Annotated in this window: 12 protein-coding genes; 9 read left to right on the forward strand and 3 right to left on the reverse strand. The window is 70.0% G+C overall.

Going from position 1 to position 13,785, the window contains the following annotated elements; genetic code table 11:
- The first annotated feature begins 9 nt into the window (after nucleotides 1-9).
- The 6 genes from trpD to lexA all read left to right on the forward strand — a co-directional run bounded on the left by trpD (nucleotide 10) and on the right by lexA (nucleotide 4,990).
- Nucleotides 10-1,026 carry an anthranilate phosphoribosyltransferase gene (gene trpD / locus ACMUOO_RS06810; RefSeq protein WP_413854965.1) on the forward strand — a complete coding sequence of 339 codons (1,017 nt, stop codon included), beginning with the start codon at nucleotides 10-12 and terminating at the stop codon, nucleotides 1,024-1,026.
- Nucleotides 1,023-1,661 (forward strand): uracil-DNA glycosylase, encoded by a 639-nt coding sequence (locus ACMUOO_RS06815; protein WP_301920036.1) that lies wholly within the window; start codon nucleotides 1,023-1,025, stop codon nucleotides 1,659-1,661. The genes trpD and ACMUOO_RS06815 overlap by 4 nt, the downstream gene beginning before the upstream one ends.
- Before the next feature lie 85 nt (nucleotides 1,662-1,746).
- Nucleotides 1,747-2,556 carry an indole-3-glycerol phosphate synthase TrpC gene (trpC, locus tag ACMUOO_RS06820; RefSeq protein WP_301920035.1) on the forward strand — a complete coding sequence of 270 codons (810 nt, stop codon included), beginning with the start codon at nucleotides 1,747-1,749 and terminating at the stop codon, nucleotides 2,554-2,556.
- The gene (gene moaC, locus ACMUOO_RS06825) at nucleotides 2,547-3,020 is read left to right on the forward strand and encodes a cyclic pyranopterin monophosphate synthase MoaC (RefSeq protein WP_301920034.1); all 474 of its coding nucleotides are present in this window, start codon (nucleotides 2,547-2,549) and stop codon (nucleotides 3,018-3,020) included. The genes trpC and moaC overlap by 10 nt, the downstream gene beginning before the upstream one ends.
- Nucleotides 3,021-3,025: 5 nt before the next feature.
- A complete protein-coding gene (gene glp, locus ACMUOO_RS06830; protein WP_301920033.1) occupies nucleotides 3,026-4,210 on the forward strand; it encodes a gephyrin-like molybdotransferase Glp in 1,185 nt (394 codons plus the stop codon).
- 93 nt (nucleotides 4,211-4,303) lie between these two features.
- Complete coding sequence (gene lexA / locus ACMUOO_RS06835) at nucleotides 4,304-4,990, forward strand: transcriptional repressor LexA (protein ID WP_301920032.1); 687 nt, start codon at nucleotides 4,304-4,306, stop codon at nucleotides 4,988-4,990.
- Here lexA and ACMUOO_RS06840 read toward each other — a convergent pair.
- Complete coding sequence (locus ACMUOO_RS06840) at nucleotides 4,984-7,053, reverse strand: ComEC/Rec2 family competence protein (protein WP_301920031.1); 2,070 nt, start codon at nucleotides 7,051-7,053, stop codon at nucleotides 4,984-4,986. The genes lexA and ACMUOO_RS06840 overlap by 7 nt on opposite strands.
- A 79-nt stretch (nucleotides 7,054-7,132) precedes the next feature.
- On the opposite strand from ACMUOO_RS06840, the gene gltX reads away from it, so the two are divergent.
- The 3 genes from gltX (at nucleotide 7,133) to ACMUOO_RS06855 (ending at nucleotide 10,702) form a co-directional block, all read left to right on the forward strand.
- The gene (gltX, locus tag ACMUOO_RS06845) at nucleotides 7,133-8,545 is read left to right on the forward strand and encodes a glutamate--tRNA ligase (RefSeq protein ID WP_301920030.1); all 1,413 of its coding nucleotides are present in this window, start codon (nucleotides 7,133-7,135) and stop codon (nucleotides 8,543-8,545) included.
- A gap of 84 nt (nucleotides 8,546-8,629) precedes the next feature.
- Nucleotides 8,630-9,925, forward strand: a complete 1,296-nt coding sequence (gene gltA / locus ACMUOO_RS06850) for a citrate synthase (protein ID WP_301920029.1) — start codon at nucleotides 8,630-8,632, stop codon at nucleotides 9,923-9,925.
- Between the two features lie 99 nt (nucleotides 9,926-10,024).
- A complete protein-coding gene (locus ACMUOO_RS06855; protein ID WP_301920028.1) occupies nucleotides 10,025-10,702 on the forward strand; it encodes an outer membrane protein in 678 nt (225 codons plus the stop codon).
- Between the two features lie 180 nt (nucleotides 10,703-10,882).
- Here the strand turns inward: ACMUOO_RS06855 and ACMUOO_RS06860 are convergent, their stop codons facing one another.
- A complete protein-coding gene (locus ACMUOO_RS06860) occupies nucleotides 10,883-12,811 on the reverse strand; it encodes an elongation factor G (RefSeq protein WP_301920027.1) in 1,929 nt (642 codons plus the stop codon).
- 196 nt (nucleotides 12,812-13,007) lie between these two features.
- On the reverse strand, nucleotides 13,008-13,784 hold the full coding sequence (locus ACMUOO_RS06865; RefSeq protein ID WP_301920026.1) for an enoyl-CoA hydratase-related protein: 777 nt from the start codon (nucleotides 13,782-13,784) through the stop codon (nucleotides 13,008-13,010).
- Between the last annotated feature and the right edge of the window lies 1 nt (nucleotide 13,785).

Here is a 13,785-nt window from a genome sequence, read left to right on the forward strand (position 1 = left end):
GGTGCCGGCATGAGCGACGACTTGCGCCCCCTGATCGGCCTTGCCGCCGAGCGGCCGCTGACGCGCGCCGAGGCGGAGCGCGCCTTCGAGGCGCTTTTCGAGGGCGCCGCGACACCGTCGCAGATGGGTGGCTTCCTGATGGCGCTGCGGACCCGCGGCGAAACCGTGGACGAGATCGCCGCGGCGGCGCGGGTCATGGTATCGAAGTGTAACCCGGTGCGCGCACCCGAGGGCGCCATCGACATCGTCGGCACCGGCGGCGACGGCAAGGGCACGCTCAACATCTCCACCGCCGCGGCCTTCGTCGCCGCGGGCGCGGGCGTCGTCGTCGCCAAGCACGGCAACCGCAACCTCAGCTCGAAGTCCGGGGCGGCCGATGCCCTGACGCAGATCGGCATCAACGTGATGATCGGCCCGGAAGTCGTTGAACGAGCGCTTGAAAGCTGTGGGATCGCCTTCATGATGGCGCCGATGCACCACCCCGCGATCCGCCATGTCATGCCAACGCGGGCAGAGCTCGGCACCCGCACGATCTTCAACCTTCTCGGCCCGCTGACGAACCCCGCCGGCGTCAAGCGCCAACTCACCGGCGCCTTTGCCCGCGCCTGGATCAGGCCGATGGCAGAGACGCTCGCCGCGCTCGGATCCGAGGCCGCCTGGCTTGTCCACGGCGCCGACGGCACTGACGAGATCTCCATCTGCGGGCCGACATGGGTCGCGGCACTCGAGGACGGCGCGGTGCGGGAGTTCGAGGTCCACCCCGAGGAAGCGGACCTGCCGGTCCACCCGTTCGAGGCGGTTCTCGGCGGCAGCCCGGAGGAAAATGCCGGCGCGCTGCGCCGGCTGCTCGACGGGGCGCCGGGCGCCTACCGCGACGCGGTCCTCCTGAACGCGGCGGCGGCGCTTGTCGTCGCGGGAAAGGCCGCGGACCTCAAGGAGGGCGTTGCCATGGCGCGCGAGAGCATCGACAGCGGCCGGGCCAAGGCGAAGGTCGCGGCGCTGGCGAAGGCGACCGCAGGGGAATGATCCCGCCGGACTGGGCGCATCTGCCCTTCTTTGCGCGCGACTGGCCGGGAATCGACGCCCGCCTCGCGGCCGAGGCCGGCCCGGTCTATCCGCCCCGCCGCCGCCTCTTCGCCGCGCTCGACGCTTGCCCGCCGACGGCCGTGCGGGTCGTGATCCTGGGTCAGGACCCCTATCACACTCCGGGCAAGGCAGACGGCCTGGCCTTCTCGATTCCCCGAAGGTTCGGCGGGCGACTGGGAAGCCTTGATAACATTTTCAAGGAGTTGTCCGACGATCTTGGAGTGAGGCGGCGGGACACGGACCTTGGAGACTGGGCCCGGCAAGGGGTGCTGCTTCTCAACACCGCGCTCAGCGTGCCGGACGGACGGCCCGGCGCGCACGCGCGGATCGGCTGGGACCGGCTCGTGGCCGAGGTCCTCGCAGAGCTCGACCGCGCGCCGCGCGCGTTCCTGCTCTGGGGTGGGCCGGCCCGGCAGGTCGCCGCGCGGCACCTGCACAATGCGGATCACCTCAGGATCGAGACGGCGCATCCCTCGCCGCTTTCCGCGCGCCGGGGCTTCTTCGGCTCCCGCCCCTTCAGCCGGGTCAATGCCTGGCTCGCCGCCCGGGGCGGGCCGCCGATCGTCTGGGGCTGAGCACGGGCGGCCGGGGCGCCGCGGCGCGGGTCACCGCGACGAAGTCGGGGGTTTTCCGTACCGGGCCGCGGCGGTAAGAGAAGCCATGGACATTCTCGACAAGATCAAGACCTACAAGTTGCAGGAGATCGCCGCCGCCCGCCGCGCCCGGCCCCTGGCAGAGTTGGAAGCGGCGGCACGGGAAGCGTCGCCCCCCCGCGGTTTCGCGGCCGCCCTTCGGCGCGCTTCCGCCACGGGCTACGGCCTCATCGCCGAGATCAAGAAGGCGAGCCCGTCCAGAGGATTGATCCGGCCGGACTTCGACCCGCCGGCACTCGCGCGCGCCTATGCCGAAGGGGGCGCCACCTGCCTCTCGGTCCTGACCGATGCCCCCTCCTTCCAGGGCGCGCCGGAGTATCTCACGGCGGCGCGCGCCGCCGTCGCGCTGCCTGCGCTGAGGAAGGATTTCCTCTACGATCCCTACCAGGTGGCGGAGGCCCGCGCCTGGGGCGCCGACTGCATCCTGATCATCCTCGCCTCCGTCTCGGACGCGCAGGCGGCCGAACTCGAGGATGCGGCGGCGGGATGGGCCATGGACGTGCTGCTGGAGGTGCATGATGAGGCCGAGCTTGACCGCGCACTCGCGCTCAGGGCCGAGCTGATCGGCATAAACAATCGCAATCTCAAGACCTTCGATGTCAGTCTTGACACTTGCCGGCGGCTTGCACCGCGCATCCCCGCCGGGCGGCTGCCGATCTGCGAGAGCGGCCTTTTCACCTCCGGCGATCTCGCCGACATGGCACGTTGCGGTGCGCGCACCTTCCTCATCGGCGAAAGCCTGATGCGGCAGGCAGACGTGGCGGCGGCGACGCGCGCGCTGCTGGCCGATCCCCTGGAGGTACAGGAATGCCGCTGACGCACTTCGATGCCGAGGGCCATGCGCACATGGTCGATGTCTCGGCCAAGGATGTCACCGATCGCGTCGCGGTGGCGGAGGCGCGGGTGGTGATGCGTCCCGAGACGCTGGCGCTCGTGACCGAGGGACGGGCGAAGAAGGGGGACGTCCTCGGCGTCGCGCGGCTCGCCGGCATCATGGCCGCGAAGAAGACCTCCGACCTCATCCCCCTCTGCCATCCCTTGCCGATCACGCGGGTGGCCGTGGAGCTTGAGCCCGACGGGTCGCTGCCCGGCGTGCGGATCGTCGCGACGGTCAAGACAACGGGGCAGACCGGGGTGGAGATGGAGGCGCTGACAGCGGCGTCGGTGGCGGCGCTGACGGTCTACGACATGCTTAAGGCGGCAGAGAAGTCGATGCGCATCGAGGGCCTGCGCGTCGTCTTGAAGGACGGCGGGAAGTCCGGCCGGTACGAGGCGGAGTGAGGGCGATGATTACGGTCGAGGAAGCGCTGGAGCGGCTTTTCGCGCTGTGTCCGCTGCTGCCGAAGGAGACAGTGGCGCTGCGCGGCGCTGCCGGTCGGGTCCTGATCCGCGACGTCGTGGCGGGGCGTGACCAGCCGCCCTTCGCCGCCTCCGCGATGGACGGATACGCAATCCGCGAGGCCGACCATGTCACCGGCGCAAACCTTAGGGTCATCGGCGAAGCCGCTGCGGGAAAGCGATTTTCCGGCAGTTTAACACCACAATCTGCGGTCCGGATCTTCACCGGAGCGCCGGTGCCCGACGGCGCCGGCCGCGTCGTGCTGCAGGAGGACGTGACGCGCGAGGGCGACCGGATCACGCTCGGCGGGCGGTTGGAAGCGGGTCGCAACATCCGCGCCGCGGGGCAGGATTTCCGCGTCGGCGACCGCATCGGCGCGCCGCGCCGGCTGCGGCCCGCGGACCTTGCGCTCATCGCGGCGATGAACGTGCCCGAGGTCGTCGTGACGCGCCGGCCCGTGGTGGCCTTCGTCGCCACCGGCGACGAACTCGTGATGCCCGGCGAGACGCCGGGACCCGACCAGATCATCGCCTCGAACGGTTTCGCGCTGGCGGCGATGGCCGAGGCCGAGGGGGCAGAGGCCCGGGTCCTGCCGATCGCGCGCGACGACGCCGCGTCGATCCGTTTCGCGCTGGAACTTGCCGCCGACGCCGATCTCATCGTGACCATCGGCGGCGCCTCGGTCGGCGATCACGACCTCATCGCGCCAGTGACCGAGGCGATGGGGATGGAACGCGCGTTCTACAAGATCGCGATCCGCCCGGGCAAGCCGCTGATGGCCGGCAGGCTCGGCAGTTCCGCGCTGCTGGGCCTGCCTGGAAATCCAGTTTCTGCAATCGTTTGCGGCCATGTCTTCATGTTGCCGATGCTGCGGGCGATGCAGGGCCTGGCGCGCGCCGGCGCCCCGCGCGGGCGCGCCAGGCTCATCCATCCCGTGCAGGCGAACGGCCCACGCGCGCATTACATGCGGGCCCGGCTCGGCCGGGACGACGGCGACGTGACCATCGCGCCCTTCGACCGGCAGGACAGCGCGCTGCTGTCGATCCTTTCGGAGGCGGACGCACTTCTCGTCCGGCCGGTGAACGACCACGCCCGCGACGCCGGGGCCGAGGTGGACTACATCGCGCTCTGACCGCGCCGGCCGGGGAAACCGTTGACACAAAAGGGGAACGCGGGTAGAACCATTCCAGAACGGCACGGGGTTTGGGCAAAGGAAAACAGGCACATGCTGACCCGCAAGCAGTTGGAACTTCTCGATTTCATCCAGAAGCGCGTCACGCGCGACGGGGTGCCGCCTTCCTTCGACGAGATGAAGGAGGCGCTGGATCTGCGTTCCAAGTCCGGCATTCACCGGCTCATCACGGCGCTGGAGGAACGGGGCTTCATCCGCCGCCTCGCCCACCGGGCCCGCGCGATCGAGATCGTCAAGCTGCCCGAGGCGATGGAACGACCCGGCTTCACCCCGCGTGTGATCGCGGGCGACCGGCCGGCGGCGCCGAAGGGCGCGATGCCGGTGAGCGAGGTCCATGCACTGGAACTCCCGGTCATGGGCCGGATCGCGGCCGGTGTCCCGATCGAGGCGATTTCCGAGGTCTCGCACCATGTGGCGGTGCCGGGCTCAATGCTCTCCGGGCGTGGGCAGCACTACGCACTGGAGGTGAAGGGCGATTCGATGATCGAGGCGGGGATCAACGACGGCGACATCGTCGTGATCCGCGAGCAGACCACGGCCGACAACGGCGACATCGTGGTGGCGCTGGTCGATGGCCAGGAGGCGACGCTGAAACGCTTTCGCCGCAGGGGCGGGATGATCGCGCTCGAAGCCGCGAACCCGGCCTACGAGACGCGGGTCCTGCCGGAGGATCAGGTCAAGGTGCAGGGCCGGCTCGTCGGTCTCATCCGCAGCTACTGACGCAACGCGAGCCGCTGGCGCGGCGCCGGCCGGCGGTTCCACAGCCGGTCGCCGGCGGCCTCGCGCGAGGTGACGATCCGCGGGCCCGCGTAGACGGCGAGCGCCCCGGTTGCCTTCAATTGCCGCGGTCCGAAGAAGAGGCAGCCCTCGGGTGGCGCCCCGTCCCAATCGGCCGAGGTTACAACCAGCGTGCCCGTCCGGCAGGCGGCTGCCACCCGGTCGGCGGCGCCCTTTCCCGTGAGGTGGCGGAGCGTGAGGCCCGCAATCTCCGCCGTCAGGTCGCCCTTGGCGCCGCGGAAGCCGGGGCGGGCAAAGGCCGCCTCTTGCGCACCCGTGTCGCCGTCGTCCTCAAGCCAGCTCTTGGCGACAAAGCCCGCCCCCTTCGGCTTCGAGAGCGCCCTGCCCGCATCGCCCAGCACGCCCGTGAGCCCGCCGTCGCCCGAGATCAGCAGCAAGGGGCGCTCCGCCCCGGACCAGAGCAGCAGCGACAGCGCGGCGACGAGCCCCCCGCCCCCCCTGAGCCAGAGCGCGCGGCCGACAAGAAGGACAAACCCGCCCGTCGCGAAGAGCGCGAGCACACCCTCCGGCGGTGCCGGCACCGCCGACACCGACCCCTCCAGCCCGGCCACCCAGGCCCCGGCCCTGAGGATGAGATCGGCGCCGAAGCCCATCACCCAGAGCGCTACCCAGGCGAGTCCGAGGGGCGCGAGCACCGCGGCGACGACGCCCGCGGGCATCACCAGCGTCCCCATGAGCGGCACCGCGACGAGATTGGCCAGAAGCCCGTATTCGGCCACCCGGTTGAAATGCGCGGCGGCGATCGGGGCGGTGGCGAGTCCCGCCGCCAGCGACGACATCACCAGCATCACCGCCGGCCGCAGGAGTTTCGGCAGCCGGTGCTGAAACCTCTGCCAGGGCTGGAACGCGACGATGAGCGCGACCGTCGCCGCGAAGGACATCTGGAATCCCGGCTCGACAAGGCTTTCCGGTTCGAGGACAAGCACGATCAGCGCGGCGATGGCGACGGAGCGGAGCGAGATCGCCCGCCGGTCCGCGAGCACCGCCACGAGCATGACCGCCGCCATGATGAAGGCACGGCGGGTGGCGACGTTGGGCCCGGCGAGCATCAGGTAGAAGGTCGCCGCGCCGAGCGCGACGAGGGCCGCGAGCTTGCGCGTGTCAAACCGCAGCGCCACCGGCGGCATCAGGGCGAGCCCGTAGCGGCAGGTGGCGAAGACGAAGCCGACCAGAAGCCCCATGTGGAGCCCGGATATGGAGATGAGATGCGAGAGGTTCGAGCGCCTCAGAACCTCGTTCGTGGCCTGGCTCACGCCCGACCGGTCGCCCGTCATCAGCGCGGCCGCGAAGGCGCCGGGCTGACCGGGGATCGCATCCTGCATCGCCCCTGAAAGCTTCATCCGGAGCCGGAAGGCGAAGAGCGCGAGCCCGCCCTCCGCCGGCTCCAGCGCAAGGACCGGCGAGCGGGTGTATCCCACGCCGCCGAGGCCGGAGAACCAGGCGAGGCGCTGGAAGTCGAAGCCCCCCGGCTCCACCGGTCCTTCGGGCGGCGAGAGGTGGCCCGAGAGCATCACCGTAAGCCCCGGCGCAAGCGGGATGAAGCCCTGCTCGCCGTGCAGCGCCACGCGGACGCGCGCCGGCGTGCGGTCGGGGGCCACATCCTCCAGCACGACCCGGTCGAGGGTCAGCCTGAGTTCGTCCGAGAACGACCGGTCGATATCGACGATGCGCCCCTCGATCGGTCCGTAGTACCGGAACGGGAGCACCGGGGCGGCGACGAGATGGGCCCGGCCCGCGGCGAGGACGAGGCCCGCCGCGACAAGCGCGAGGCCGAGCGCAGGGGTGCGCAGGAGTTCCGGCCCGCGCAGCCCGGCGACGAGGAGCGCCGCCAAGGCCGCCGCCGCGAGGCCGAGCATGACCGCGCCCGGCTCCTGCCGCATGGCGAAATAGGGTCCGATGCCGAACGCGAGGAACAGTGGCGCCCAGGGCAGGAGCGTCCCTCGGGCCGCGCCCAGCGCCACAAGCCCCGCCCGGATGAGCCGCACCTTGTCTCCCTTCGGCCGATTGCCTAATGAACCCTGACCACCCTGCCCTGCCCTTGGTTTCCGAAAGGTTAACGCCCCCATGCCTGCCGCCGAAAGCAAGCCCGTCGTCACACGTTTCGCGCCATCGCCCACCGGATATCTTCACATCGGCGGGGCACGGACGGCACTTTTCAACTGGCTCTATGCGCGCGGTCGCAACGGCACCTTTCTTCTCAGGATCGAGGACACCGACCGCGACCGCTCCACGCCCGAGGCGACGGCGGCGATCCTGAAGGGGCTCGCCTGGCTCGGTCTCGACTGGGACGGCGAGGTGGTCAGCCAGTTCGACCGCCGCCACCGCCACGCCGAGGTGGCGCGCGAGATGCTGGCGCGCGGCCACGCCTACAAGTGCTTCTCGACGCAAGAAGATATCGAGGCCTTCCGCGAAGCGGCGCGCGCCGGGGGCCGCTCCACGCTCTTTCTCAGCCCCTGGCGCGACGCCGATCCCGCGACGCATCCCGACGCGCCCTATGCGATCCGCCTCAAGGCGCCGCGCGAAGGCGCGACCGTGATCGAGGACAGGGTCCAGGGCACCGTCACATTCGGCAACGACCAGCTCGACGATATGGTTTGTTTACGTTCGGATGGTACGCCGACCTACATGCTCGCCGTCGTCGTCGATGACCATGACATGGGCGTCACCCATGTGATCCGGGGCGACGACCACCTGAACAATGCCGCGCGCCAGACCCAGGTCTATCGCGCCATGGGCTGGGCCGAACCGGTCTGGGCGCATATCCCGCTGATCCACGGGCCGGACGGCAAGAAGCTTTCCAAGCGCCACGGCGCGGTTGGGCTCGAGGAATACCAGGCGATGGGCTACCCGGCCGCCGGAATGCGCAACTACCTGACCCGGCTCGGCTGGGCGCATGGCGATGCCGAGTTCTTTTCCGACGCCGAAGCGAAGGCCTGGTTCGACCTCGACGGAATCGGCCGCGCGCCCGCGAGGCTCGACTTCAAGAAGCTGGAGAATCTCTGCGGCCAGCATATCGCGGCCACGCCCGATGCAGCGCTTCTGCCTGAAATTGAGGCATATCTGGAGGCCGCCGGCAAGCCGGCCCTTTCGCAGGCGCAGAAAAACGGTCTCGGGCGCGCGCTCTACTGCCTGAAGGACCGTGCGAAGACCTTTCCCGAACTGATTGAAAAAGCGCACTTCGTGCTAGGAAGACGGCCATTCGTGCCGGACGAGGCGGCGGCGAAGTCGCTCGACCCGGTATCCCGTGGTATACTGACCGAATTGACGCCGCAGCTGCAAAATGCTAGCTGGAGCCGGGAAACGCTGGAGCAGGTCGCCATGCGTGTTGCCGCCGGCCACGGGATGGGTCTCGGCAAGCTCGCAGGCCCGCTCAGGGCGGCCCTCGCCGGGCGCACGATCAGCCCGAGCGTCTTCGACATGATGCTCGTCATCGGGCGGGAGGAGACCCTCGCCCGACTTCAGGATGCGACGGCCTGAGCGCACCACCCCGCGCCGCGGCCTTGCGACACCGACCTTCCGGGAGGGATGGGGCCCGACCGGAGTCCACGAAAGGGATGCGTGATGGCTGAACCGAAGAAGACCGCGACCTTGAGTTTCGGAAACACGTCGATCGACCTGCCGATCCTCTCGCCGACGGTCGGCCCGGATGTCATCGACATCCGCAAGCTCTATGGCGAGGGTGACGTCTTCACCTACGACCCGGGCTTCACCTCCACCGCCGCCTGCGACAGCGCCATCACCTACATCGACGGCGACCTGGGCGAGCTGCTGTATCGCGGCTACCCGATCGAACAGCTTGCCTACAAGTCGCACCATCTCGAGGTCTGCTTCCTCCTCCTCTACGGCGAGCTTCCGAACACCGCCCAGTTGGAGGATTTCGAGCGGCGCGTGACGCGCCACACCATGGTGCACGAACAGATCCACAACTTCTTCCGGGGCTTTCGCCGCGACAGCCACCCGATGGCGACGATGGTGGGCGTGGTGGGCGCGCTTTCGGCCTTCTACCACGACAGCCTCGACATCTCGGACCCATGGCACCGCGAGGTGGCCGCAATCCGCATGATAGCAAAGCTCCCGACGATCGCGGCGATGGCCTACAAGTATTCGATCGGCCAACCCTTCGTCTATCCGAAGAACTCGCTCGATTACGCCTCGAACTTCCTGCACATGTGCTTCGCCGTTCCTTGCGAGGATTACGTCGTCCAGCCCGCGCTCGCCAAGGCGATGGACCGGATCATGATGCTGCATGCGGACCACGAGCAGAACGCCTCCACCTCGACGGTGCGGCTCGCCGGGTCCTCGGGCGCCAACCCCTTCGCCTGCATCGCCGCCGGCATCGCCTGCCTCTGGGGGCCCGCGCATGGCGGCGCCAACCAGGCCTGTCTCGAAATGCTGCGCGAGATCGGCACCGTGGACCGGATCCCCGAGTTCATCGCGCGCGCCAAGGACAAGAACGATCCCTTCCGCCTGATGGGCTTCGGCCACCGCGTCTACAAGAACTTCGACCCGCGCGCCAAGGTGATGAAGGAATCTGCCGACGAGGTTCTCGACCTTCTCGGCGTTCACAACAACGAGACGCTGAAGGTCGCCAAGGAGCTTGAGCGGATCGCGCTCGAGGACGATTACTTCGTCTCGAAGAAGCTCTATCCGAACGTCGACTTCTATTCCGGCATCATCCTCGAGGCGATGGGCTTCCCGACCTCGATGTTCACGCCGATCTTCGCGGTCAGCCGCACCATCGGCTGGATCTCGCAGTGGAAGGAAATGATCGGCGACCCGACCCAGAAGATCGGCCGCCCGCGGCAGCTCTACATCGGCCAGCCGCGCCGCGACTATGTGGACGTGGGCCGCCGCTGACGAAGGGCGGGGCCGGCAGCGGGCTAAGTCGTTGCTTGCGGTGTCTTGCCGGCCGGATCGTGCGATGCCCGGCGGCACGAACGGTTTGGGGGGAGTGCCTTGAAAGAACGTTGCAGCAGGAAATCCCCGGCCGGTGGCCGGGTCGCGGTCGTGGCGGTCGCCGTCTTCGCCCTCGGCCTTGGTCTCCGCCCGGCCCCGGTCGCGGCGGCGCCATCGGGGCTCCGGCCCTATGCCGGCATCACGCTGGGCTACGGCGCGGCCGGCGACGACCGGGTCGGCCTCAACCCGCCCGGCCTGACGATCGGCACGCTTGACAACTCCGGGCCGGTCGCGGGCGCGATGGCCGGCCTCGGCGGCCAGGTGCGCGGCCTCGACTACGGTTTCGAGGTCGAGGGCCTCTTCGCCGATGTCGCCGACGCGACGGCCTCGGGCGGGATCGCGGCGCGAAGCCGGATGACCGGGAGCCTCGCCCTGCGGGCCCGGCTCGGCATCCCTCTGGGTGACGCCACGATTTTCGCCACCGCCGGTCCGACGCTCGGCCGGTTCGACTATGCGGTCTCGGGCGGCGGCATCGCCATCGACGAGAGCTTCACCCGGCTCGGCTACTCGCTCGGTCTCGGCTGGGAGCGGCCGCTCTCCGAACGGCTGTCGCTCCGCGGCGACTACATCTACTCCAACTTCGGCACCGAGGTCCTGACCGACTCCGTGTCGGGCGCCGCGACACGGGCGACGCCGGTCAACCACCGGCTGAGCCTGACCCTCCTCGCCCGCTTCTGATACGCCACTGCCGCTCGCGTCGGTCGCAGCGGCCCCCTCCGGCTGGACCGGCGGACAGGGACGCGACGCGCAGGGAAAGAACGTGCAGCAGTCGCGCGGCATCGTCCCGGGCACCGCGCGGAAGGCCCGGCCGTGGCCGAGGAAGCGGCAGGCGCCCGCGCACAGGACCTCCTCGGCGGCTCAGGCCGCCGCCGCGCGCTCCTTCGAAATCCGCTCGGCCTCGCGGCCGTAGATCTCCTCGTAGTGGTCGAAGGCGGTCTCGTGCCAGGCGGTGCCCTGCGTCGCGCCACCGAGGGCGAGGATCAGGTCTTCCTCGGCCGAGGCCGGCAAGAGCGCGCGGAACAGGTCCCAGCCGCGGAATTCCGGATCGCGGTCAAAGCCGAGGACCTGCCCCTTCAGCGAGGAGATCATCGAGACCATCGCCCCGGAATAGACCGATGGCACATGGATCTCGATCCGCTCGATCGGCTGGAGCAGGACCGGCCCCGCCTTGGCCAGCGCCTCGCGGAGCGCCATCCTTCCGGCGGTGCGGAAGGCGAAGTCGTTGCTGTCCACCGCATGGTGCTTGCCGTCGGTGAGGGTGACCGCGATGTCGGTGACGGGGAAGCCGAGCGGCCCCTTGTCCAGCGCCTCGCGCGCGCCCTCCTCCACCGCAGGGATGAAGTTCCGCGGCACGGCGCCCCCCTTCACCACCTCCGCGAAGGCGAAGCCCTCGCCCCGACCCGCGGGGCGCAATGTGATCGCAACGTCGGCGAACTGGCCCGCACCCCCCGACTGTTTCCGGTGGCGATAATGTTCATCGACCGAGCTTGAGATCGTTTCGAGATAGCGCGGGTCCGGCACACGCATCGCTACCTCGACGCCGAAGTCGTCGGCCAGCGCCGCCAGCACCTGCCGCTCGTGCATCGGGCCTTGCAGGCGCACCAGCGCATGGCCCGTCGCCTCGTCCTGGCCGAGCGACAGCATCGGGTCGGCCTCGGCAAGCCGCGCGAGCGCGCTGGAAAGCCGCACCTCGTCGCGCTCATGCGCGGGCGTGACGATCCGGGCCAGGGCCGGCGGGCAGCCCTTCGCCCAGGCCGGCGCCTCGACAGCCTCCTTCGCGGTGAAGATATGCCCGGCATTGAGCTGGTCCGATTTCACCGAGACGCCGACCTCGCCGGGCGTCAGATGGTCGTTGCCGGCCTTGCCGCCCAGTTCCGCGAGCCCGCCGAGCCCGGCGCCCGCGAGCGTCGTGCCCTGCTTCAGCCCAGGCCCCAGCGCGCGCAGCATGACGCATTTTCCCAGATGCTTGCGATTCTGCGCATGAAAACCCACCGCCAGCGCATCCGCGACGCCGAGCCGTTCCTTCAGCGCCGCGACGTCGGGCACCTCGTGCCGCAGCGCCTTCATCAGGCGGAGAATGCCGTTCCTGCGGTTCGCCGAGCCGAGGAAGGCCGGCAGGATGTCACGGTGTTGCGTCTCCCGCCGGGCGATCTCGAAAAGCGCGCCGGTCGCCGGCTCGTGATCTTCGATCAGTTCTTCCAGAAGCGCGTCGTCATAGTCCGACATGTGCTCCAGAAGCTCCGCCCGCGCCTCGTGCTCGCGCTCGGCCTCGCCCTTCGGCATCGCGACAAGCTGCGAGGGCTGGCCCTCGCGGTAGCGCCAGGCGCGTTCGGAGATGAGGTCGATGGCGCCGACGATCTGCCCGCCCTCGCGGATCGGGATCTGGCGCAGGACGACGGTGTGACCGGTATAGGCCTGCAGCGCGGCGACGATGTCGCGCATCCTTCCCTTCGGAACGTCCATGCGGTTAATGAAGACGAAGCAGGGCACGCCCGCCGCCTCGACCGCCCGGAGCCAGGGCGCCGCCAGCACCGCCTCGTCAGGGTCGGGCGCGACACAGAGCACGGCGGCATCGGCCGCCAGAAGCGCCGCGCCGCCCATGCGGGCGAACTCCGGCCCCCCCGCCACGTCCAGAGCGCACCAGTCCTCGCCCATGAACCCGAAGCGCGTCAGCGTCAGATGACCGGCCGTCTCGGACCGGGGATGGCCGTCCTCGAGCGCGGCAAGCGCGCGGACAAGCTCCGTTTTCCCCGATTGAGACGGCCCCAGTACCGTGAAGCAGCGCATGGAAATTCTCCCCCGGCACGCAGTCGGACGCCCTAGGCTGGCCCCCGTGCCCTCGGGGCCATGCGCCCTCTGGGTCAAGTCTCTGCCGCCACGCCGCCGTGGTCAAGCGAGGAAAGCCGCGGCCCCGCGCCTTGCCATGGATCGCCTGACCGGGTGCCGGGGGGCGAGGGCGGCCCCGCCACCCCCCGTGACCCCCTCAGCGACCGGTGAAGCGCGCGGGCCGCTTTTCGCGGAATGCCGCGACGCCCTCGCGGAAGTCCGCCGTCACCCCGCATTCGCCCTGCAGCTTCGCCTCCAGAGCGAGCTGGGCGTCAAGCCCGTTGCCGAAAGAGGCACGCAGCGCCGTCTTCACCCGGCTCAGCGCCTCCGCCGGCCCGGCCGCGAGCGCCGCGGCACGGGCGCGCCAATGCGCCTCGAACTCGGGGTCCGGCACCGCCTCCCAGATCATTCCCCAGTCGGCCGCCTGGCGCGCGGGGACCTTCTCGGCGAAAAGCGCGGCGCCCATGGCGCGCGCCAGTCCCACCGACCGCGGCAGCACCCAGGTCCCGCCCGCATCGGGAATGAGCCCGATCCTGGTGAAGGCCTGGATGAAGCTCGCACTTTCCGCCGCGATCACCACATCGGCCGCGAGCGCGAGGTTCGCCCCTGCCCCGGCGGCCGTGCCGTTGACGGCGGCGATCACCGGCACGCGGGCGGCGACGATGGCGCGCAGCATCGGTTCGTATTCTTCCGCGAGCACCCGGCCCAGGTCGAAGTCCGCGCCGAGCGAGGGGTCCGCAAGGTCCTGCCCGGACGAGAAGGCACGGCCGGTGCCGGTCAGCACGATCACACGCGCCGTCGTGCCCGCCCGTGTCACCGCATCGGTGATCTCCGCCCGCATCGCGCTGTTCAGCGCGTTCATCACCTCGGGCCGGTCGAGCGTGACGGTGGCGATGCCACCCACCTCGGCATAGCGGATCGTCTGATAGCCCACG

The organism is Albidovulum sp. (assembly GCF_041919395.1).
Taxonomy (GTDB): Bacteria; Pseudomonadota; Alphaproteobacteria; order Rhodobacterales; family Rhodobacteraceae; genus Albidovulum.